Below are 23,606 nucleotides of genomic sequence, written 5' to 3' on the forward strand. Positions count from 1 at the left end.
ACATGATGGACGCCTTCGAACTCCCCAGCACCCTGGTCCAGGCCCTGCAGCGCCGCGCTGCCGAACAGCCGGAACGCCTCGCCCTGCGCTTTCTCGAAGGCGAGGGCGACAGCGTGGTCATCAGCTACCGGGAGCTGGACCGGCGCGCCCGGGTGATCGCCGCCGCCCTGCAGGCGGAAGCGGAGTTCGGCGACCGCGCGGTGCTTCTGTTCGACAGTGGCCCCGATTACGTCGCCGCGTTCTTCGGCTGCCTCTACGCCGGCGTCATCGCCGTGCCCGCCTACCCGCCGGAGTCCGCACGCCGCCATCACCAGCTGCGCCTGCTGTCGATCATCGACGACGCCGAGCCGGCCCTGGTGCTGACCAGCGCCGCCCTGCGCGAACCCCTGCAGCAGCTGAGCACCGACCTGGGCACTGCCGGCCCGGCGCTGCTCTGCGTCGAAGACCTGCAGGACGCGCTGGCCGACGCCTGGTGCGAGCCGGTGCTGGCCGCCGACGACATCGCCTTCCTGCAATACACCTCCGGCTCCACCTCGCTGCCCAAGGGCGTGCAGGTGAGCCACGGCAACCTGGTGGCCAACGAGCTGCTGATCCGTCGCGGCTTCGGCATCGGTGCCGATGACGTGATCGTCAGCTGGCTGCCGCTCTACCACGACATGGGCCTGATCGGCGGCCTGCTGCAACCCATCTTCAGCGGCGTGCCCTGCGTGCTCATGTCGCCGCGCTACTTCCTCGAACGCCCGGTGCGCTGGCTGGAAGCCATCGCCCAGTACGGCGGTACCGTCAGCGGCGGCCCCGACTTCGCCTACCGCCTGTGCTGCGAGCGGGTCAGCGCCGCGGCCCTGGCGCGGCTGGACCTCAGCGGCTGGCGCGTGGCCTTCTCCGGCTCCGAGCCGATCCGCCAGGACAGCCTCGAACGCTTCGCCGGCCAGTTCGCCGCCTGTGGCTTCGACGCCGCCAGCTTCCTCGCCTGCTACGGCCTGGCCGAGGCCACCCTGTTCGTCACCGGCGGCGTGCGTGGCCAGGGCATTCCCGCCCTTGGCGTGGACGGCGCCGCGCTGGCGCAGAACCGCATCGAACCGGGCGCCGACAGCCTGCTGCTGAGCTGTGGCTTCGGCCAGCCCGAGCACGGCGTGATGATCGTCGAGCCGGCCACCGGCGCCGCACTCGGCGAGAACCAGGTGGGCGAGATCTGGGCCAGAGGGCCGAGCATCGCCCACGGCTACTGGCGCAACCCTGAAGCCACCGCCAAGGCCTTCGTCGACCGCGAGGGCACCAGTTGGCTGCGCACCGGCGACCTGGGCTTCAAGCGCGACGGCGAGCTGTTCGTCAGCGGCCGCCTCAAGGACATGCTCATCGTCCGTGGCCACAACCTCTACCCGCAGGACATCGAGCGCACCGTCGAAACCGAGGTGGCGCTGGTGCGCAAGGGTCGCGTCGCCGCCTTCGCCGTGGAGCAAGACGGCGAGGAGGGCATCGGCATCGCCGTGGAGATCGGCCGCAGCGTGCAGAAGGCCCACGCACCGGAAACCCTGATCCGCATGATCCGCCAGGCCGTGGCCGACGCCTGCCAGGAGGCGCCGCGCGTGGTGGTGCTGCTCAACCCCGGCGCGCTGCCCAAGACCTCCAGCGGCAAGCTGCAACGCTCCGCCTGCCGCAGCGGCCTGGAAGACGGCAGCCTCGACGCCTACGCCAGCTTCCCCGATGCCGCCGCCAGCGCCACGCCGGTTGCCAGCAACGAGGCGGTCGGTGACCTGCAACAGCGCATCGCCGCCCTCTGGGCCGAACAGCTGCAGGTGCCGGCGGTGCACGCCGACGACAGCTTCTTCCTGATTGGCGGCAACTCCATCGGCGCCGCCCAGGTCATGGCGCGCCTGCGCGACGAACTGGGCCTGGAGCTGGAACTGCGCCAGCTCTTCGAAGCCCGCTCCCTGGCCGAATTCACCGCCGCCGTGCAGGCCCAGCAGGCCGCCGGTGCACCTCGCCAGGGCGCCATCCCGCGCCTGCCGCGCAACCAGGACCTGCCGCAATCGCCCGCACAGAACCGCCTCTGGTTCCTCTGGCAGCTGGACCCGCAGAGCGCCGCCTACAACATCCCTGGCGGCCTGCGCCTGCGGGGTGAGCTGGACGAAGGCGCCGTGCTGCGCAGCTTCCAGCAACTGGTGCAGCGCCATGAGGCGCTGCGCACGCGCTTCCTCGAACGGGACGGCGTCGCCCTGCAACGCATCCTGCCGTCCCAGGAACTGAGCCTCTCGCGCCTCGACCTCAGCCACCTCGACGGCGCCGAGCGCGACGCCCGTGCCGCCCAGCTGCGCGAAGAGGAAGCCCAGGCGCCCTTCGACCTGGAGCAGGGCCCGCTGCTGCGCCTGACCCTGGTGCGCCTGGACGATGAGCAGCACCAGCTGTGGCTGACCCTGCACCACATAGTCGCTGACGGCTGGTCGCTGAACCTGCTGCTGGACGAATTCTCCCGCCTCTACGGCGCCGCCTGTGGCGGCCCGGCGGCGGACCTGGCGCCCTTGCCCCTGGGCTACGCCGACTTCGCCGCCTGGCAGCGCCAGTGGCTGGCCGAAGGCGAGGCCGAGCGCCAACTGGCCTGGTGGCGCGAGCAACTGGGCGACGAAGCCCCGGCCCTGCAACTGCCCACCGACCGCCCGCGCGCCGCCCAGCGCAGCCACGGCGCCGCGCGACACAGCCTGCGCCTGGACGACGACCTGGCCAAGGCCCTGCGCGCGCTGGCCCAGGCCGAGCATTCGACCCTGTTCATGGTCCTGTTGGCGGCCTTCCAGGGCCTGCTGTTCCGCCTCAGCGGGCAGGCGGACATCCGCATCGGCGTGCCCGGCGCCAACCGCCAGCGCCTGGAAACCCAGGGCCTGGTCGGCTTCTTCATCAACACCCTGGTGCTGCGTGGCCAGCTCGACGGCCGCCGCACCTTCAGCGCACTGCTGGCCCTGGCCCGCGAAGCCACCCTTGGCGCCCAGGCGCACCAGGACCTGCCCTTCGACCGGCTGGTGGACGCCCTCGGCGGCGAGCCGTTCCAGGTCATGTTCAACCACCAGCAGCGCGACCTTTCGGCGCTGCGCCGCCTGCCGGGCCTGCTCGCCGACGAGCTGCCCTGGCACAGCCGCGAGGCCAAGTTCGACCTGCAGCTGCACAGCGAGGAAGACGCCCGTGGCCGCCTGACCCTGGCCTTCGACTACGCCACCGAACTGTTCGACGCCGGCAGCGTGCGCCGCCTGGCCGAGCGCTTCGTCAGCCTGCTGCGCCAGGTGGTCGAGCAACCTGAGCGGGCCCTGGGCGATATCCAATTGCTGGACGAGGCCGAGCGCAGCCAACTGGCCGGCTGGGCCCGCGCACCACAACCCGCCGCCAGCCGCTGGCTGCCCGAGCTGCTGGAACGGCAGGCTGCCGCCACCCCGCAGCGCATCGTGCTGCACTGGGCCGAGGGGCAACTGGACAGCGCCACGCTGCACCGTCGCGCCAACCGCCTGGCCCACCGCCTGCAAGCCCTCGGCGTCGGCCCCGACGTGCCGGTGGCCATCGCCGCCGAGCGCTCGCCCGAACTGCTGGTCGGCCTGCTGGCCATCATCAAGGCCGGCGGCGCCTATGTACCGCTGGACGTCGACTACCCCCGCGAACGCATCGCCTACATGCTGCAGGACTGCGGCGCGCGCCTGCTGCTGACCCAATCGCACCTGGTGGAGCGCCTGCCCATCCACGACGGCGTCAGCGCCATCGCCCTGGACCGCGAGGAGGGCGGCTGGCCCGAGCGCGCGCCGACCTCCGGTGTGCACGGCGATAACCTCGCCTACGTCATCTACACCTCCGGCTCCACCGGCCAGCCCAAGGGCGTCGGCAACACCCACGCCGCCCTGGTCGAACGCCTGGCCTGGATGCAGGCGCAGTACCGCCTGGATGCCAGCGACGTGCTGCTGCAGAAGGCGCCGGTGAGCTTCGACGTCTCCGTCTGGGAATGCTTCTGGCCGCTGATCACCGAGGCACGCCTGGTGCTGGCCGCCCCCGGCGAGCACCGCGACCCGCGCCGCCTGGTGCAGCTGGTGCGCGAGCACGGCGTGACCACGCTGCACTTCGTGCCGCCGCTGCTGCAGCTGTTCATCGAGGAGGAGGGGGTTGGCGAATGCACCTCCCTGCGCCGCCTGTTCTCCGGTGGCGAGGCGCTGCCCGCGGTCCTGCGCGACCGGGTGCTGCAGCGTCTGCCGGCGGTACGCCTGGACAACCGCTACGGCCCCACCGAAACCGCGATCAACGTCACCCACTGGCAATGCCGCAGTGATGACGGCGAGCGCTCGCCCATCGGCCAGCCCCTGGGCAATGTCCTCTGCCACGTACTGGATGCCGAACTCTCGGCGCTGCCGGTCGGTGTGCCGGGCGAGCTGTGCATCGGTGGCGCGGGCTTGGCCCGTGGCTACCTGGGCCGCGCGGCGCTGACCGCCGAACGCTTCGTACCCGACCCCTTCGGCGAACCGGGCGCACGCCTGTACCGCACCGGTGACCGTGCCCGCTGGGGCACCGATGGCGCGCTGGACTACCTCGGCCGCCTCGACAGCCAGGTCAAGCTGCGCGGCTTCCGCGTCGAGCCCGAGGAGATCCGTGCCCGCCTGCTGGCCCAGCCGGGTGTCGGTCAGGCCGTGGTGGTGCTGCGCGACGGCCCCGGCGGCCCGCGCCTGGTGGGCTACTACTGCGCCAATGGCGCTGCCGAAGATGAAGCCCGGCAGACCGAGCGCCTGCTGCAGGCCCTGCGTGACGAGCTGCCGGAGTACATGGTGCCGGCGCAGCTGATGCGCCTGCAGGCACTGCCGGTCGGCCCCAGCGGCAAGCTGGACCGCCGCGCACTGCCCGAGCCCGCCTGGCAGCAGGCCGAGCACCGCGAGCCGGCCACTGAGCTGGAGCGACGGGTCGCCGCCATCTGGCGCGAGGTGCTGGGCATCCAGCGCATCGGCCTGGACGACGACTTCTTCGCCCTGGGCGGCCACTCGCTGCTGGCCACCCAGATCGTCTCCCGCACCCGCCAGGCCTGCGATGTCGAGCTGCCGCTGCGCGCGCTGTTCGAGGCCAGCACCCTGGCCGGTTTCTGCGCCGAAGTGGCGCGCATCCAGGCCAGCGGCCAGGTGGACAGCCAGGGCGTGATTGCCCGCGTCGACCGCAGCCGCCCGGTGCCGGTGTCCTATTCCCAGCAGCGCATGTGGTTCCTCTGGCAGCTGGAGCCGGACAGCCCCGCCTACAACGTCGGCGGCCTGGCGCGCCTCAGCGGCCCGCTGGACGTGGCCCGCTTCGAGGCCGCCTTGCAGGCCCTGGTGCAGCGCCACGAGACCCTGCGCACCACCTTCCCCAGCGAGAACGGCGTGCCGCGCCAGCAGGTGGCCGAGCAATCGTCCCTGGTGATGGGCTGGGAGGATTTCTCCGCCCTGGATGCCGACACCCGCCAGGCGCGCCTGCAGGCGCTGGCCGATGACGAGGCCCACCGGCCCTTCGACCTGGAGACCGGCCCGCTGCTGCGGGTGGTGATGGTCAAGGGCGGCGAGCGCGAGCACCACCTGGTGGTGACCCTGCACCACATCGTCACCGAAGGCTGGGCGATGGACATCTTCGCCCGCGAGCTGGGCGCGCTCTACGAGGCCTTCCTCGACGACCGCGAATCGCCCCTGGCGCCCTTGCCCGTGCAGTACCTCGACTACAGTGCCTGGCAGCGCCAGTGGCTGGAAGGCGGCGAGCGCCAGCGCCAGCTGGACTACTGGACGGCCCAGCTGGGCCACGAGCACCCGCTGCTGGAGCTGCCGACGGACCGCCCACGCCCGCCGGCCCAGAGCCACCGGGGCGAGCTGTACCGCTTCGACCTGCCGGCCGCACTGGCCGAGCGCGTGCGCGCCTTCAACGCGGCCAACGGCCTGACCCTGTTCATGACCATGACCGCCACCCTGGCCGTGCTGCTGCACCGCTACAGCGGCCAGCAGGACTTGCGCATCGGCGCGCCGGTGGCCAACCGCATCCGCCCGGAAAGCGAGGGGCTGATCGGCGCCTTCCTCAACACCCAGGTGCTGCGTTGCCAGCTCGACGGGCAGATGAGCGTCGCCGCGCTGCTGGAGCAGGTGCGCCACACCGTGATCGAGGGCCAGTCGCACCAGGACCTGCCCTTCGACCAGCTCGTCGAGGCCCTGCAACCGCCGCGCAGCAGTGCCTACAACCCGCTGTTCCAGGTGATGTGCAACGTGCAGCGCTGGGAGTTCCAGCAGACCCGCGAGCTGGCGGGCATGAAGGTCGAGTACATCGCCAACGACGCCCGCGCCACCAAGTTCGACCTCAACCTGGAAGTCACCGACCTCGACCATCGCCTCGGCTGCTGCTTCACCTACAGCTCCGACCTGTTCGACGAGCCGCGCATCGCGCGCATGGCCACCCACCTGTGCAACCTGCTGGAAGCGCTGCTGGGCGACCCCGAACAGCGCCTCGCCGAACTGCCGCTGCTGAGTGACGACGAGCGCCTGGCGCAGCTCGAAAGCCTCAGCGAGGAGCCCGGCGAGCACCGCCTCGATGGCAGCATCCATCATCTCTTCGCCGAGCAGGCCGCGCGCACGCCCACGGCACCGGCGCTGATCTTCGCCGGCGAAACCCTCGACTACGCCACCCTGGACGCCCGCGCCAACCGCCTGGCCCACCTGCTGCGCGAGCGCGGCGTCGGCCCCGAGGTGCGCGTCGGCCTGGCCCTGGAGCGTTCGGCGGCGATGGTGGTCGGCCTGCTGGCCATCCTCAAGGCCGGCGGCGCCTACGTGCCGCTGGACCCGGAATACCCCACCGAACGCCTGCACTACATGATCGAGGACAGCGGCATCGTCCTGCTGCTGGGCCAGGCCGCGCTGTTCGACACCCTCGGCGAGCTGCCGGCCGGCGTCGGCCGCTGGTGCCTGGAAGAGGACGAAGCCGCGCTGGCCGCTTACCCCGCCAGCGCGCCGGTGGACCTCACACGGCCGCAGCACCAGGCGTACCTCATCTACACCTCCGGCTCCACCGGCAAGCCCAAGGGCGTGGCGGTCAGCCACGGCGAGATCGCCATGCACTGCCAGGCGGTGATCCGCCGCTTCGGCATGCGCGCCGACGACTGCGAGCTGCACTTCTATTCCATCAACTTCGACGCCGCCAGCGAGCGCCTGCTGACGCCGCTGCTGTGCGGCGCGCGTCTGGTGCTGCGCGCCCAGGGCCAGTGGGGCGCCGAGGACATCTGCCAGCTGATCCGCGAGCAGGGCGTCACCATCCTCGGCTTCACCCCCAGCTACGGCAGCCAGCTGGCCCAGTGGCTCGGCGCGCGGGGCGAAACCCTGCCGGTGCGCCTGGTGATCACCGGGGGCGAGGCGCTGACCGCCGAGCACCTGCAACGCATCCGCGCGGGCTTCGCGCCCCAGGCCTTCTTCAACGCCTACGGCCCCACCGAGACGGTGGTGATGCCCCTGGCCGCCCTGGCCCCGGCGCAGCTGGAGGAGGGCGCCGCCAGCGTGCCCATCGGCCGCATGGTCGGCGCGCGGGTGGCCTGCATCCTCGACGCTGATCTCGCCCTGGTGCCCCCGGGTGCGATCGGCGAGCTCTATGTCGGCGGCGCCGGCCTTGCCCGTGGCTACCACCAGCGCCCGGGCCTCACCGCCGAGCGCTTCGTGCCCAACCCCTTCGCCACCGATGGCGGGCGCCTGTACCGCACGGGCGATCTCGTGCGCCAGCGCGACGACGGCCAGCTGGAATACCTCGGCCGCATCGACCAGCAGGTGAAGGTGCGCGGCTTCCGCATCGAGCTGGGCGAGATCGAAGCGCGCCTGCTGGAACACCCGGCGGTGCGCGACACTGTGGTGCTGGCCCTGGACAGCCCCAGCGGCAAGCAGCTGGCCGGCTATATCGCCTGCGCGGCGGCGGAAGAGGGCGCCGATGCGCAACACGCGCTGCGCGAAACCCTCAAGGCGCACCTGCGTACCCAGTTGCCGGAGCACATGGTGCCTGCGCATCTGGTGCTGCTCGCCAGCCTGCCGCTGACCCCCAACGGCAAGCTCGACCGCCGTGCGCTGCCCGCACCGGACCCGGAGCACAACCGCCAGCAGTACCTGGCACCGACCAGCGAGCTGGAGCAGAGCCTGGCGGCCATCTGGCGCGAGGTACTCAACGTCGAGCAGGTCGGGCTCACCGACAACTTCTTCGAACTGGGTGGCGACTCCATCCTCTCCATCCAGGTGGTCAGCCGTGCGCGCCAGCAGGGCATCCACTTCAGCCCGCGCGACCTGTTCCAGCACCAGACGGTGCAGACCCTGGCCGCCGTCGCCAGCCGCGAGGCGCTGACCCAGGTGGACCAGGGCCCGGTGACCGGCAGCATGCCGCTGACGCCCATCCAGCATTGGTTCTTCCAGCAGGCGCCGGAGAACGTCGCCCACTGGAACCAGTCGCTGCTGCTGGAAGCCGGCGAACGCCTGGACGCCGCCCACCTGGAGCAGGCCCTGCAGAGCCTGGTGCAGCACCACGACGCCCTGCGCCTGTCCTTCACCCGCGACGGCGATGCCTGGCACGCCGAACACCGTGCATCCGCCAGCGAGGCCGACGGCCTGCTGTGGCAAGCGCAGGTCGCTGATTCCACCGAGGCGGAAACCCTGCTGGCCGATGCCCAGCGCAGCCTCGACCTAGCCCAGGGCCCGCTGCTGCGTGCCCTGCTGCTGGAAGGCCCGGACGGTCGCCAGAAGCTGCTGCTGGCCATCCACCACCTGGTGGTGGACGGCGTCTCCTGGCGCGTGCTGCTGGACGACCTGCAAACCGCCTATCGCCAACTGCAGGCCGGGCAACCCCTGGTGCTGCCGGCGCGTACCAGCGCCTTCAAACACTGGGGCGAACGCCTGGCGGCCTACGCCGGCAGCGAGCCGCTGCGTGAAGAGCTGGGCTGGTGGCAGGCGCAGCTCGGCGGCCAGGACGCGCCGCTGCCCTGCGACCGCGACGCCGAACAGGACCTGGAGCGCGACGCCCAGCGCATCACCCTGCGCCTGGACGCCGAGCGCACCCGCCAACTGCTGCAACAGGCGCCCGCCGCCTACCGCACCCGCGTCGACGACCTGCTGCTCACCGCCCTGGCCCGCGTGCTGTGCCGCTGGGCCGCGCGTGATTCGGTGCTCGTGCAACTGGAAGGCCACGGCCGCGAGCCGCTGTTCGACGACATCGACCTGAGCCGCACCGTCGGCTGGTTCACCAGCGCCTACGCGCTGCGCCTGGCGCCGGCCGAAGGGCTCGGCGCTGCCGTCAAGGCGATCAAGGAACAGCTGCGCCAGGTGCCTCACAAGGGCCTGGGTTACGGCGTGCTGCGCCACCTGGCCGACCCGGCCACCCGCGCCGCCATGGCCGCGCTGCCGCCGGCGCGCATCACCTTCAACTACCTGGGCCAGTTCGACGGCAGCTTCGCCGAGGGCGCGCTGCTGCGCCCGCTGGAAGAGAGCGCGGGCCCGGCCCACGACGCCGACGCCACGCTGCCCAACTGGCTGAGCGTGGACGGCCAGGTGTTCGGCGGCGAGCTGCTGCTCAACTGGACCTACAGCCAGGCGCGCTACGACCGCGCCACGGTGCAGGGCCTGGGCGAAGCCTTCATCGCCGAGCTGCAGGCGCTCATCGCCCATTGCCTGGAGGAGGGCGCCGGTGGCCCGACGCCGTCGGACTTCCCCCTGGCGCACCTGAGCCAGGAGCAGATCGACCAGCTGCCGGTGCCGGCCGCCGCCATCGACGACATCTACCCGCTCACGCCGATGCAGGAAGGCCTGCTGCTGCACACCCTGCTGGAGCCGGGCACCGGCATCTACTACATGCAGGACCGCTACCGCATCAACAGCGCGCTGGACGTGGAGCGCTTCACCCGCGCCTGGCGCGCGGTGGTGGCGCGGCACGAGGCGCTGCGCGCCTCCTTCGTGTGGAACGCCGGCGAAACCATGCTGCAGGTCATCCACAAGCCCGGCGCCACCGAGGTGGACGTGCTGGACTGGAGCGACCTGCCCGAGGAGGGCCACGAGGAGCGCCTGCAGGCGCTGCACCGCACCGAGCGCGAGGCCGGCTTCGACCTGCTGCACCAGCCGCCCTTCCACCTGCGCCTGATCCGCCTGGGCGAGGCGCGCTACTGGTTCATGATGAGCAACCACCACATCCTCATCGACGCCTGGTGCCGTGGCCTGCTGATGAGCGACTTCTTCGAGGTCTACGCCGCCCTGGGCGAGGGCCGCGAGCCGCAGCTGCCCCTGGCGCCGCGCTACCGCGACTACATCGGCTGGCTGCAGCGCCAGGACCTGGGCCAGGCCCGCGCCTGGTGGCAGGGCAACCTGGCGGGCTTCGAGCGCACCACGCACCTGCCGAGCGACCGGCCGATCCTCCGCGAGCACGCCAACGACAGCGGCGGCATGCAGGTGGGCGACCGCATCACCCGCCTGGACGCCACCGATGGCGCCCGCCTGCGGGAGCTGGCGCAGCGTCACCAGCTCACCGTCAACACCCTGGCCCAGGCCGCCTGGGCCCTGGTGCTGGCGCGCTACAGCGGCGAGCGCGACCTGGTCTTCGGCGTCACCGTGGCCGGGCGCCCGGTGGGCCTGCCGGAGATGCAGCGCACCGTCGGCCTGTTCATCAACAGCATCGCCCTGCGGGTGAAGCTGCCCGCACCGGGCCAGCGCCTGGGCGTGCGTGACTGGTTGCAGGGGCTGCTGGCCAGCAACCTGGAGCTGCGCGAGCACGAGTACCTGCCGCTGGTGGCGATCCAGGAATGCAGCGAGCTGCCCAAGGGCCAGCCGCTGTTCGACAGCCTCTTCGTGTTCGAGAACGCGCCGGTGGAAGTCGCGGTGCTGGACCGTGCGCAGAGCCTCTCGGCCAGCTCGGATTCCGGCCGCACCCACACCAACTTCCCGCTCACCGTGGTTTGCTACCCGGGGGATGACCTGGGCTTGCACCTGTCCTATGACCAGCGCTACTTCGAGGAAGCGACCATCGACCGCCTGCTAGGCGAGTTCAAGCGCCTGCTGCTGGCCCTGGGCGAGCGCATCGAAGGCGACATGAGCGCGCTGCCGCTGCTGGGCGATGCCGAGCGCGAGCTGCTGCTTGATGGCGTTAACCAGAGCGCCCGCGACTACCCGCTGGAGCAGGGCTACGTGCGCCTGTTCGAGGCCCGCGTCGCCGCGCACCCGCAGCGCATCGCCGCCCGCTGCCTCGACCGCCAGTGGAGCTACGCCGAGCTGAACCGCCACGCCAACCGCCTGGGCCACGCCCTGGGCACCGCCGGCGTCGGCCTCGACCAGCCGGTGGCGCTGCTGGGGGAGCGCGGGCTCGACCTGCTGGGCATGATGGTCGGCACCTTCAAGGCTGGCGCCGGCTACCTGCCGCTGGACCCGGCGCTGCCCACCCCGCGCCTGACGCGCATCCTCGAACTCAGTCGCGCCCCGGCGCTGGTGGCCACCCGTGCCTGTCGCGACCAGGCCATGCTGCTGCTGGAGGAGCTCGGCTGCGGCCAGCGTCCGCGCCTGCTGGTGTGGGAGGACGTGCTGCAAGGCGCCTGGCCGGAACAGGACCCGGGCATCCACAGCGGCCCTGAGAACCTCGCCTACGTGATCTACACCTCCGGCTCCACCGGCCTGCCCAAGGGCGTGATGGTCGAGCAGGCCGGCATGCTCAACAACCAGCTGAGCAAGGTGCCGTACCTGGCGCTGACCGAGGCGGACGTGATCGCCCAGACCGCCTCGCAGAGCTTCGACATCTCGGTCTGGCAGTTCCTCGCCGCGCCCTTGTTCGGTGGCTGCGTCGAGATCGTCCCCAACGCCATCGCCCACGACCCGCAGGCGTTGCTGGCCCATGTGCGCGAGCGCGGCATCACCGTGCTGGAGAGCGTGCCGTCGCTGATCCAGGGCATGCTCGCCGAGGAGCACGCCGCACTCGGTGCCCTGCGCTGGATGCTGCCCACCGGCGAGGCCATGCCGCCGGAGCTGGCGCGCCAGTGGCTGGAGCGCTACCCGCAGGTGGGGCTGGTCAACGCCTACGGCCCGGCCGAGTGCTCGGATGACGTGGCCTTCTTCCGCGTCGACGCGGCCTCCACCGAGGGCACCTACCTGCCCATCGGCAGCCCCACCGACAACAACCGCCTGTACCTGCTGGACGACGCCTTCGAGCTGGCGCCCCTGGGCGCCGTGGGCGAACTCTGCGTCGCCGGTACCGGCGTCGGCCGTGGCTACGTCGGCGACCCGCTGCGTACCGCCCAGGCCTTCGTGCCCAACCCCTTCGGCGCGCCGGGCGAGCGCCTGTATCGCACCGGCGACCTGGCCCGCCGCCGCGCCGACGGCGTGCTGGAGTACGTCGGCCGTGTCGACCACCAGGTGAAGATCCGTGGCTACCGCATCGAGCTGGGCGAGATCGAAGCCCGCCTGTTCGAGCGGCCGGACGTGCGCGACGCCGCCGTCAGTGTGCAGGAAGGCCCCACCGGCAAGTACCTGGTGGGCTACCTGGTGCCGCGCGAGGCCGAGCGCTTCGCCCGCGCCGCCTCGCCGGCCAGCCGCCTGGCGGAAGAGGGCGCCTGGTTCGAAGCCATCAAGCAGCAGCTACGTGGCGACCTGCCGGACTACATGGTGCCGCTGCACTGGCTCGTGCTCGAGCGCCTGCCGCTGAACGCCAATGGCAAGCTCGACCGCAAGGCCCTGCCGCCCCTGGAATTCGGCCCGCTGCAGGCCCAGGACTACCTGGCCCCGCGCAGCGAACTGGAAGCCACCCTGGCCGGCATCTGGGCCGAGGTGCTCAAGGCCGAGCGGGTCGGCGTGCGCGACAACTTCTTCGAACTCGGAGGGCACTCCCTGCTCGCCACCCAGATCGCCTCCCGCGTGCAGAAGACCCTGCAACGCAACGTGCCCCTGCGGGCCATGTTCGAGTGCAGCACGGTGGAGGAGCTGGCGAGCTACATCGAGTCGCTGGAAGGCAGCGTCGTCACCGAGGAGAAGGCCGCACGGCTGGAGGACCTGATGGCCAGGCTGGAGATGCTGTAACGAAAGCGGCGCACGCGGAGCGGGGAGGGCTCCGCGTGCCCCGGCTGCAGGGGGTGGCGCAGCGGCATTTCACCCAATCCCTGAACGCACGCACATAAAGGCCTGAAAAACCTACTTAAGTAGAACCCGCCGCCGCCGATACCAGAGGACGGCCCAGCGTTCGTGTCCGGTCCATTGCCGACCGGGCCGACAACGCCTGTGGCCACCTCATGCCTTTGCACCTTTTTGAGCGAGTTCCTCCATGCGAACCCTGAAATTCAGCCACAAGATCATGGTGGCAGCCTCCCTGGTGGTGATCGCTGCCTTCGCGTCCTTCGCGCTGTACAACGACTACCTGCAGCGGAACGCCATCCGCCAGAACCTTGCCAACTACCTCAACGATGTGGGCCAGGTCTCCACGGGCAACATCCAGCACTGGCTGGTGGGCCGCATGCAATTGCTGGAGAACCTGGCCGAATCCATCGAGGACGACGCCAGCGAGGCGGCGTTGGCCAAGAGCCTGCAGCACCGCAGCATCGCCGCCGCCTTCCTCTATGCGTACTACGGCCAGGCGAGCGGCACCTATACCCAGTTCCCGCCCAGCGAACTGCCCGCCGGCTACGACCCGCGCCAGCGGCCCTGGTACAAGCAGGCGGCGCAGACCAGCGGCCCCGGCCTGACCGAGCCCTACCTGGCCGCCGACCCGCGCGACGGCCTGCTGATCACCATCACCCGCCCGGTGAACGCCTCGGGCGCCCTGCAGGGCGTCGTCGGCGGTGACCTCAAGCTGAAGACGGTCGACGAGATCCTCAACTCCTTCGACCTGGGCGGCATGGGCTACGCCTTCCTGGTGGACGACAAGGGCACGGTGCTGGTCCACCCCGACCAGCAGCTGGTTCTGAAGAAGCTGCCGGACCTGTTCGCCGGCACCGCGCCGCGCCTGGAGTCCGCCCTGCAGAGCGTGAACGACCGCAACGGCGAGGCGCGGATCGTGACCTTCCTGCCGGTGGAAGGGCTGACCGGGGTGCGCTGGTACGTGGGCCTGTCCGTCGACGAGTCCAAGGCCTTCGCCGCCCTGCAGGAGTTCCGCGTTTCCGCCCTGATGTCCACCATCATCGGCGTGGTCGCCATCCTCCTGCTGCTGGGCGGGCTGATCCGCATCCTGCTGCGCCCGCTGCACGTGATGAGCCACGCCATGAGCGGCATCGCCGAGGGTGAGGGCGACCTGACCCAGCGCCTGTCGATCGACTCCCGTGACGAGTTCGGCGAGCTGGCCGATGCCTTCAACCGCTTCGTCGAGCGCATCCACAAATCCATCCGCGAAGTGGCCTCCGCCACGCGCGAGGTGCACGAGCGGGTGAGCACCGTGGTGCAGGCATCGAACGCCTCCATGACCAACTCCAGCGAACAGGCCGCCCGCACCGACAGCGTGGCCGCCGCCATCAACGAACTGGGCGCTGCCGCCCAGGAGATCGCCCGCAACGCCGCCGACGCCTCGGAACAGGCCAGCGACGCCCGCCGCGACGCCGAGGAAGGGCAGGGCATGGTCGAGCGCACCCTGGTGGCGATGGGCGAGCTGTCGGAGAAGATCCAGGCGTCCAGCAACCACATCGAAGTGCTCAGCCAGAAGAGCAACGACATCGGTCAGATCCTCGACGTGATCAAGGGCATCTCCGAGCAGACCAACCTGCTGGCACTCAACGCCGCCATCGAAGCCGCCCGCGCCGGCGAGGCGGGTCGCGGCTTCGCCGTGGTGGCCGACGAAGTGCGCAACCTGGCCCAGCGCACCCAGAGTTCGGCGCTGGAGATCCAGCAGATGATCGAACAGCTGCAGACCGGCGCCCGCGACGCCGTGGCGACCATGGGCGAAAGCCGCCACTTCAGCGACGACAGCGTGCGCATCGGCGGCCAGGCCGGCGAGAACCTGCGCGGTGTCACCCGCCGCATCGGCGAGATCGACGGCATGAACCAGTCCGTAGCCACCGCCACCGAGGAACAGACCTCGGTGATCGAAAGCCTGAACATGGACATCACCGAGATCAACGTCCTCAACCAGGACGGCGTGCACAACCTGCAAGCGAGCCTGAAGGCCTGTACCGAGCTGGATCAGCAGGTCAGCCGGCTCAAGCAGCTGGTGGATACGTTCAGGATTTGATGGGGTGGTACCGCTGGGGTGTGATGCAGGGAATCACGCCTGGAGCGTGTTTGTGCATACGTCCTGGTGGGTAATGTCTGGCCGTTGCTGCCACGCAATGCTTTCCATGCATGACGGCAGCGGCCTTCCTTCACCAGAGAGATAACAAGTCGGCGAAAGGATCGCGTGTCTTGATGTCCTCATGGCCTGGGTGAAGAGGTCGTAATGGCCACCTTTACCTGCCCCCACCCAGCCACTTCCTCTCCAGCGCCACCAGCCGTCCATTCGCCCGCATCGTCTCCAGCGCCTGCTGCCAGCGGGCGACGATGCTGGCGTCGGTCTGTCGGGAGAAGGCGATATAGCTGCCCTGGTGCATCACCGGCGCGGTGTAGCGCAGTTGCTGCGGGGCGAGGCCTTCCTCGCGGGCCAGGGTGTCGACGCTGAGGGTGTCGGCGGCCACCAGGTCGGTTCGGCCCAGGCGCAGCAGGCGCATCATCTGTTTGGGCGTGTCGACGCCGTAGAGGTTGGCGAAGCCCATCTCCTGCAGGCGGCGATAGACCAGCCACTTGCGCGGGGCGGCGATGCGCTGCACCTTGCGCGCCTCGTCCAGGCTGGTGATGGCGGGGGTGTGGTCGGCGTGGGCGTAGAGTGCGGTCTCGACCTCCAGCAGCGGGCCGACCAGTTGGTAGTCGGCCTCGCGCTCCGGGGTGCGCAGGATGGTGAAGACGGCCACGTCCGGGCTTTCGCGGGCGATCACCAGGGCACGCAACAGCGGTACTCGCTCCAGCTGGAGCCTGTCGCCGGTTTCCTCGGCGATCGCGTGCAGCAGGTCGACGTCGAAGCCCTCCAGCTCGCCATCGCGCTCGAAATGCAGGGGCGGGTGGTTGTCGGTGAGCATGCGCAGCTCGGTGGCCCCCAGGGGCTTGGCAGCGAACGCGGCGTACAGCAGCAAACGGGTGAAAAGGCCTTTCATGACACGGTCTCGAAAACGCTCGGGTTCAGCGTAGCGGGAGCGGCGTCACTTGACGTGGTCGAGCACCACGGAGCCCAGGTCGGCTCGATCATCTGCTTCTCCTCCCCGCGTTTGTAGCGGAAGACGTCCAGCTCGTGGACCAGCGACAGCCGGTTGCCTTTGCGGTCCATGCACACGCTCACGAATCCCCGCCCATCGCCTGCCGGTACTGCCGTGGCGTGAAGCCGGTGAGCTGCTTGAACTGGCGGCTGAAGGCGCTGTGGTCGGTGTAGCCGCATTGCAGGGCGACGTCGGTGATGGGCAGGTCGGTCTGCAGCAGGCGGTGGGCGTGTTCCAGGCGCGCCTTGCTGATCATCTGCCGGGGCGTGAGGTGGAACACCCGCTTGCAGTGGCGCTCCAGCTGGGCGACGGAGAGCCGGGCGATGCGGGTGAGGGTCTCCAGGGTGATGGGCTCGTGGAAGTGCATGCGGATGTATTCGTCCACGGCGGCCAGGCGTTCGTAGGCGGGGTGGCTGGCGCTGGCCGATTGCAGGTCCACCGAGATGCCCACCAGGCCGATCACCTGCCCGGAGCGGTCGTGCAGGGGGCGTTTGTGGGTCAGGCACCAGCCGGGTTCGCGGCTGCCGTAGAGGTGCAGCTCCAACTGGTCTTCCAGCACCTGGCCCTGTTCCAGCACGCGGCGGTCCTGCTCGGTGTAGCCGGGGCCGAGCTGGGCGGGGAAGACCTCGGCGCTGGTCTTGCCCAGCAGCGGTTGCAAGGCCTTCAGGCCGCAGCGCTGGACCAGGGTGCGGTTGGCCAGCAGGTAGCGCGCCTGGGTGTCCTTGATGAAGATCGCCGCATTGGGGATCGCATCCAGCATCGGCAACAGCAGCCGTGCGCTGGCCAGCAGCGCGTCCATGCTCTCGGGGCGTTCCAGCCCATCGTCGGCGAACAGTCCTTCCAGCGGGTTCTGCGGCATCGTCCTGCCTCCCAGTGCGCGGCGAGCCGGCAGGTTGCCGCAGGCGGCCAGGGCCTGTCGAGCCTTGCCCGGCCATTCCGCCAACTGTGCCGATTTCGTCATGGGAACCGAGGAAATGCATCAAGCCCGCAGGCGCCCGGGCGGGCCAACCTATGGCCGTTGCAGACCTCGGGGCGCCGTCGCACCGGTTCGTCTCCGTGCCTGATTCGTCGCCAGGCCCCGGTGCTGCACAGGGATCTCTCCAGCCCATCCAATAACGCACAAGAAGGCTACGCCATGTCTGGAAAGTTCAAGAAACAGCTGTCCCTGACGGACCTCACCTTCATCGGCCTGGGGGCCATCTTCGGCTCCGGCTGGCTGTTCGCGGCCAGCCACGTCTCCGCCATCGCCGGCCCTGCGGGCATCTTCTCCTGGCTCCTCGGCGGCTTTGCGGTGCTGCTGCTGGGCATCATCTACTGCGAGCTGGGGGCGGCACTGCCGCGTGCCGGCGGGGTGGTGCGCTACCCGGTGTTCTCCCACGGCCCGCTGCTGGGCTATCTGATGGGCTTCATCACGCTGATCGCCTTCTCCAGCCTGGTGGCGATCGAGGTGGTCGCCTCCCGGCAGTACGCGGCGGCCTGGTTCCCGGGCCTGACCGAGACGGGCTCCAGCGACCCGACGCTGATCGGCTGGCTGGTGCAGTTCGGCCTGCTGTGCCTGTTCTTCTGGCTCAACTACCGCAGCGTGAAGACCTTCGCCCGCGCCAACAACCTGGTGAGCGTGTTCAAGTTCATCGTGCCGCTGCTGGTCATCGGCGTGCTCTTCACCTTCTTCAAGCCCGAGAACTTCCAGGTGCAGGGCTTCGCGCCGTTCGGCCTCTCGGGCATCGAGATGGCGGTGTCGGCGGGCGGCATCATCTTCGCGTACCTGGGGCTGACGCCGATCATCTCGGTGGCCAGCGAGGTGAAGAACCCGCAGCGCACCATCCCCATCGCGCTGATCCTCTCGGTGCTGCTCTCCACCGCCATCTACGTGCTGCTGCAGGTGGCCTTCCTCGGTGCGGTGCCGACCGAGCTGCTGGCCAACGGCTGGGCCGGGATGTCCAAGGAGTTCGCCCTGCCGTACCGCGACATCGCCCTGGTGCTCGGCGTGGGCTGGCTGGCCTACCTGGTGGTGGCCGACGCGGTGGTCTCGCCCAGCGGCTGCGGCAACATCTACATGAACGCCACGCCGCGGGTGATCTACGGCTGGGCGCAGACCGGCACCTTCTTCCGCCTCTTCACCCGCATCGATGAGCAGTCCGGCATCCCGCGCCCGGCGCTGTGGCTGACCTTCGGCCTGTCGGTGTTCTGGACCCTGCCGTTCCCCTCCTGGGAGGCGCTGATCAACGTGGTGTCCGCCGCCCTGGTGCTGAGCTACGCGGTGGCGCCGGTGACGGTGGCGGCCCTGCGCCGCAACGCGCCGGACATGCCGCGCCCGTTCCGCGTGCGGGGCCTGGCGGTGATGGGGCCGCTGTCCTTCGTGATCGCCGCGCTGATCGTCTACTGGTCCGGCTGGGGCACCGTGTCCTGGCTGCTGAGCCTGCAGATCCTGATGTTCGTGATCTACCTGCTGTGCCGCCGCTTCGTGCCCACCGAGCACCTGGGCATCGCCCAGCAGGTGCGTTCGTCCGCCTGGCTGATCGGCTTCTACGCCGTGACCCTGCTGCTCTCCTGGCTGGGCAGCTTCGGCGGCCTGGGCGTGCTCGGCCACCCCTACGACACCCTCGCCGTGGCCGCCTGTGCCCTGGGCATCTACCACTGGGGCGCCACCACCGGCGTGCCGGCCGAGCTGATCCGCCTCAGCGGCGAGGACGAAAGCGAGGAGGGCACCGACGCGGACGTCGCGCCTTCCGCCACGGCCTTCCCCGGCCGCGCCTAGCCCACTGTCTGCAACCCGATGACCGGAAGGAGTCTGGCCATGAACGACCTCATCAACCTCAGCCTCGACCAGGTGCACGCCCTGGCACTGCGTGCGCTGACCGTCAACGGCATGGGCGAGGACCATGCCCGCGCCATCGCCGACACCATCACCCGGGGCCAGCGTGACGAATGCCACTCCCACGGCCTGTACCGGGTGCTGGTGTGCGTGCACTCGCTGCGCAGCGGCAAGGTGGACCCGCAGGCCCAACCAAGGGTGAGCCGCCCGGCGCCGGCCATCGTCCGCGTCGATGCGCAGCGGGGCTACTCGCTGCTGGCCCTGCAGACCGGCCTGCCGCTGCTGGTGGAGCAGGCCCGCGAGCTGGGCGTCGCCGCCCTGGTGATCCGCAACTGCTTCCACTTCTCCGCGCTGTGGCCGGAGGTGGAGGCCATCGCCGCCGAAGGGCTGGTTGGGCTGGCCATGACCCCCAGCCACGCCTGGGTGGCCCCGGAAGGCGGCCGCCAGGGGGTGTTCGGCACCAACCCGCTGGCCTTCGCCTGGCCCCGCGAGGGGCGCGAGCCCTTCGTCTTCGACTTCGCCACCAGCGCCATCGCCCGGGGCGACATTGAGCTGCATGCCCGCCAGGGCAAGCCGATTCCCCTGGGCTGGGGGCTGGATGCCGAAGGGCGGCCCAGCACCGATGCGCGGGCCGTGCTGGAGGGCGCCATGCAGACCTTCGGCGGCCACAAGGGCTCGGCCCTGGCGGCGATGATCGAGCTGATGGCCGGCGCGCTGATCGGCGACCTCACCAGCGCCGAATCCCTGGCCTTCGACAGCGGCGCCGGTGCCACGCCGCTCCATGGCGAGCTGCTGCTGGCCTTCGACCCCGCGCGCTTTCTCGGCAGTGAGCTGGAGGCCGGCCGGCAGCGGGCCGAGGCGCTGTTCGCCGCCATCACCGACCAGGGCGCACGGCTGCCGTCGCAGCGGCGTTTCGTCGCCCGCCAGCGCAGCGAACGCGAAGGCGTCTGGGTCGGCCGGGCGCTGCTGGACGACATCCAGCACCTGATCGACCACCCCCATTCCCCGACCTGACGGAGCCGCCCCATGAAGCGCATCCATGTCATCGATTCCCACACCGGCGGCGAACCCACGCGCCTGGTGATGGACGGCTTTCCCGAACCCGCCGGCCGCACCCTGGCCGAGCAGCGCGACAGCCTGCGCGAGCAGCACGACCACTGGCGCCGCGCCTGCCTGCTGGAGCCGCGCGGCAACGACGTGCTGGTGGGCGCGCTGTACCGCCCGCCGGTGACGCCGGGCGCCACCTGCGGGGTGATCTTCTTCAACAACGCCGGCTACCTCGGCATGTGCGGCCACGGCACCCTCGGCCTGGTGGCGTCCCTCCGGCACCTGGGGCTGATGGCCCCCGGCGAGCACCGCATCGACACCCCGGTGGGCACCGTCAGCGCCACCCTCCACGAGGATGGCCGCGTCACCCTCGGCAACGTGCTGGCCTACCGCCATCGCCGGCAGGTGCCGGTGGAGGTGCCCGGCCATGGCGTGGTCCACGGCGACATCGCCTGGGGCGGCAACTGGTTCTTCCTGGTCAACGACCACGGCCAGCGCCTGGAGCTGGACAACGTCGAGGCCCTGACCGCCTACACCTGGGCGATGCTGCGGGCCCTGGAGGCCCAGGGCATCCACGGTGAGGGCGGGGCGCTGATCGACCACGTCGAGCTGTTCGCCGCCGACGCCGAGGCCGACAGCCGCAACTTCGTCATGTGCCCCGGCAAGGCCTACGACCGCTCCCCCTGCGGCACCGGCACCAGCGCCAAGCTGGCCTGCCTGGCGGCGGACGGCAAGCTCGCCCCCGGCCAGCGCTGGGTGCAGGCCAGCATCACCGGCAGCCGCTTCGAGGGGCACTACCAGTGGGAGGGCGAGCGCATCCGCCCCTTCATCACCGGGCGTGCCCACCTCACCGCCGACAGCACCCTGCTCATCGACGAGCAAGACCCCTTCGCCTGGGGCATCTGAGCCCCGTTTTCCCGAACCCTGAATCCCTGCTCAAGGAGCGACAGCATGAACATCGACATCTACCGTGGCTGCATCCCCGCCCTCATGACCCCCTGCACCGAGGCGCGCCAGCCGGACTACGACGCCCTGGTGGCCAAGGGCCGCGAACTGGTCCAGGCCGGTATGAGCGGCGTGGTCTACTGCGGCTCCATGGGCGACTGGCCGCTGCTCAGCGAGGCCCAGCGCCAGGAAGGCGTGGCGCGCCTGGTGAAGGCCGGCGTGCCCACCATCGTCGGCACCGGTGCGGTGAGCACCCGCGAGGCGGTGGCCCATGCCGCCCATGCCGCCAAGGTCGGCGCCCAGGGGCTGATGGTGATTCCGCGGCTGCTGTCCCGTGCGGCCTCGCCGGCGGCGCAGAAGGCGCATTTCACTGCCGTGCTGCAGGCCGCGCCGGAGCTGCCGTCGGTGATCTACAACAGCCCGTACTACAGCTTCTCCACCCGCGCCGACCTGTTCTTCGAACTGCGCGGGCAGCACCGCAACCTGATCGGCTTCAAGGAATTCGGCGGCGCCGACGCCATGCGCTACGCCGCCGAGCACATCACCTCGCGGGATGACGAGGTGATCCTCATGGCCGGCGTCGACACCCAGGTGTTCCACGGCTACGTCAACTGCAACGCCACCGGCACCATCACCGGCATCGGCAACGTGCTGCCCCGCGAGGTGCTGCAACTGGTCTCGCTGAGCCGCCAGGCCGCCCAGGGCGATGCCCGCGCACGCCGCCAGGCCCTGGAACTGAGCGCCGCCCTGGACGTGCTCTCGTCCTTCGACGAGGGCTGCGACCTGGTGCTGTTCTACAAGTACCTGATGGTGCTCAACGGCGACCGCGAGTACCGCCTGCACTTCAACGAGAGCGACGCCCTGAGCGATTCCCAGCGCCGCTACGCCGAACAGCAGTACGGCCTGTTCCGCCAGTGGTACGCCAAGTGGACCGCCGAGCAGAACCTCGCCTGAACCCGCCCGCCCCGTCGCCCGTGGGCGGCGGGGCCCACCTGCCATCCAGGATGCCCCATGACCCTCACAGGCAAGATGCTGATCGGCGGCGCAGCGGTACCCGGCACCCGCGACGCCCTCCACGCCATTGACCCGGCCACCGGCCAACCCCTGCAACCCGCCTACCCGGGCGCCAGCCGCCAGCAGGTGGAACAGGCCTGCGCCCTGGCCTGGGCCGCCTTCGACCCGTACCGGGAAACCACACCGGCCGCCCGCGCGGCCTTCCTCGACGCCATCGCCGATGCCATCGAAGCCCTGGGCGAGGCGCTGATCGAGCGCGCCATGGCCGAGACGGGCCTGCCCCAGGCGCGCCTGCAGGGCGAGCGCGGCCGCACCTGCCAGCAACTGCGTACCTTCGCCCGCACCCTGCGTGCGGGTGAGTGGCTGGACGTGCGCATCGACCGCGCGCAGCCCCAGCGCCAACCCCTGCCCAGGCCCGATCTGCGCCAGCGCCAGGTGCCCCTGGGGCCGGTGGCGGTGTTCGGTGCCAGCAACTTCCCCCTGGCCTTCTCCGTGGCCGGTGGCGACACCGCCTCGGCCCTGGCCGCCGGCTGCCCGGTGGTGGTCAAGGCCCATGGCGCCCACCCCGGCACCAGTGAGCTGGTGGGGCAGGCGGTGGCCCGCGCGGTCGAGCGCTGCGGCATGCCCGAAGGCGTGTTCTCGCTGCTGTTCGGCTCCGGCCGGGAAGTGGGCCTTGGCCTGGTGACGGACCCGCGCATCAAGGCGGTCGGCTTCACCGGCTCGCGCAGCGGTGGCCTCGCCCTGTGCCAGGCAGCCCAGGCGCGGCCGGAGCCGATCCCGGTCTATGCCGAGATGAGTTCGATCAACCCGGTGCTGCTGTTTCCCGCCGCCTTGCAGGCCCGTGGCGAGGCCCTGGCGCAAGGCTTCATCGCCTCGCTGACCCTGGGCGCCGGGCAGTTCTGCACCAACCCGGGCCTGCTCATCGCGCCTCGCGGTGCGGCGCTGGATGCCTTCCTCGCCCACGCCGCCGAACAGCTGCGCCCGTGCAAGGCCCAGGTGATGCTCACCCCCGGCATCCACCAGGCCTACGCGGCCGGGGTCGCAACCCTGGCCCGCCACCCGCAGGTGCGCCGGATCGCCAGCGGCGAACCCGGGGACGGGCCGAACCGCTGCCAGGCGCAGCTGTTCGTCACCGATGCCGAAGCCTTCCTCGCCGACCCGCAGTTGCACGGCGAGGTCTTCGGCGCGGCGGCGCTGGTGGTGCAATGCGAAGGCGCAGAGCAGGTGTCCCGCATCCTCGATGCCCTGGAGGGCCAGCTCACCGCCACCCTGCACCTGGACGGCGCCGACTTGGATGCCGCCCACGCGCTGTTGCCGACCCTGGAGCGCAAGGCCGGCCGCGTGCTGGTCAATGGTTGGCCCACCGGGGTGGAGGTGTGCGATGCCATGGTCCACGGCGGGCCGTTCCCGGCCACCTCGGATGCCCGTTCCACCTCGGTGGGCACCGCCGCCATCCAGCGCTTCCTGCGCCCGGTGTGCTACCAGGGCTTCCCCGATGCCTTGCTGCCGTCGGCGCTGCGCGAGGCCAACCCCCTGGGCCTGCGGCGGCTGCTCGACGGCGAGCGGGAGGCCTGA

The 23,606-nt window shown here is 70.7% G+C and carries 10 protein-coding genes and 1 pseudogene; 8 read left to right on the top strand and 3 right to left on the bottom strand.

Translation table 11 applies throughout. The features are described 5' to 3' along the window. Window positions 1-2 precede the first annotated feature (2 nt). From DMX10_RS04500 to DMX10_RS33535, 3 genes and pseudogenes are all read left to right on the top strand, one after another. Entirely contained in the window at window positions 3-13,025 is a 13,023-nt protein-coding gene (locus tag DMX10_RS04500; RefSeq protein ID WP_111259984.1) for a non-ribosomal peptide synthase/polyketide synthase, read from the top strand. Between the two features lie 271 nt (window positions 13,026-13,296). After that, window positions 13,297-14,301: pseudogene (locus DMX10_RS33530) on the top strand (cache domain-containing protein); the annotation flags it as partial. A gap of 93 nt (window positions 14,302-14,394) precedes the next feature. After that, window positions 14,395-15,159, top strand: coding sequence for a methyl-accepting chemotaxis protein (locus DMX10_RS33535; RefSeq protein WP_371850563.1), 765 nt, complete (start codon window positions 14,395-14,397; stop codon window positions 15,157-15,159). Between the two features lie 214 nt (window positions 15,160-15,373). Here the strand turns inward: DMX10_RS33535 and DMX10_RS04510 are convergent, their stop codons facing one another. Genes DMX10_RS04510 through DMX10_RS04515 form a run of 3 tightly spaced genes read right to left on the bottom strand, consistent with a single transcriptional unit; the run spans window position 15,374 to window position 17,069 of the window. Beyond that, a complete protein-coding gene (locus tag DMX10_RS04510) occupies window positions 15,374-16,111 on the bottom strand; it encodes an ABC transporter substrate-binding protein (protein ID WP_111259986.1) in 738 nt (245 codons plus the stop codon). Beyond that, window positions 16,108-16,281 (bottom strand): hypothetical protein, encoded by a 174-nt coding sequence (locus DMX10_RS32750; RefSeq protein WP_158545573.1) that lies wholly within the window; start codon window positions 16,279-16,281, stop codon window positions 16,108-16,110. The genes DMX10_RS04510 and DMX10_RS32750 overlap by 4 nt, the downstream gene beginning before the upstream one ends. An 8-nt stretch (window positions 16,282-16,289) precedes the next feature. Further along, window positions 16,290-17,069, bottom strand: a complete 780-nt coding sequence (locus DMX10_RS04515) for an AraC family transcriptional regulator (RefSeq protein WP_111259987.1) — start codon at window positions 17,067-17,069, stop codon at window positions 16,290-16,292. 276 nt (window positions 17,070-17,345) lie between these two features. Between DMX10_RS04515 and DMX10_RS04520 the strand changes: the two genes are divergently transcribed. Genes DMX10_RS04520 through DMX10_RS04540 form a run of 5 tightly spaced genes read left to right on the top strand, consistent with a single transcriptional unit; the run spans window position 17,346 to window position 23,606 of the window. Beyond that, the gene (locus tag DMX10_RS04520; RefSeq protein ID WP_111259988.1) at window positions 17,346-18,968 is read left to right on the top strand and encodes an APC family permease; all 1,623 of its coding nucleotides are present in this window, start codon (window positions 17,346-17,348) and stop codon (window positions 18,966-18,968) included. Window positions 18,969-19,007: 39 nt separating this feature from the next. Further along, the gene (locus tag DMX10_RS04525) at window positions 19,008-20,039 is read left to right on the top strand and encodes an Ldh family oxidoreductase (protein WP_111259989.1); all 1,032 of its coding nucleotides are present in this window, start codon (window positions 19,008-19,010) and stop codon (window positions 20,037-20,039) included. A 12-nt stretch (window positions 20,040-20,051) separates the two neighbouring features. After that, window positions 20,052-20,978 (top strand): 4-hydroxyproline epimerase, encoded by a 927-nt coding sequence (locus tag DMX10_RS04530; RefSeq protein ID WP_111259990.1) that lies wholly within the window; start codon window positions 20,052-20,054, stop codon window positions 20,976-20,978. A gap of 45 nt (window positions 20,979-21,023) precedes the next feature. After that, the gene (locus DMX10_RS04535; RefSeq protein WP_111259991.1) at window positions 21,024-21,971 is read left to right on the top strand and encodes a dihydrodipicolinate synthase family protein; all 948 of its coding nucleotides are present in this window, start codon (window positions 21,024-21,026) and stop codon (window positions 21,969-21,971) included. A gap of 57 nt (window positions 21,972-22,028) precedes the next feature. Next, window positions 22,029-23,606 carry an aldehyde dehydrogenase (NADP(+)) gene (locus DMX10_RS04540; protein WP_111259992.1) on the top strand — a complete coding sequence of 526 codons (1,578 nt, stop codon included), beginning with the start codon at window positions 22,029-22,031 and terminating at the stop codon, window positions 23,604-23,606.

Source organism: Pseudomonas sp. 57B-090624 (assembly GCF_003234055.1).
GTDB lineage: Bacteria > Pseudomonadota > Gammaproteobacteria > Pseudomonadales > Pseudomonadaceae > Metapseudomonas > Metapseudomonas tohonis.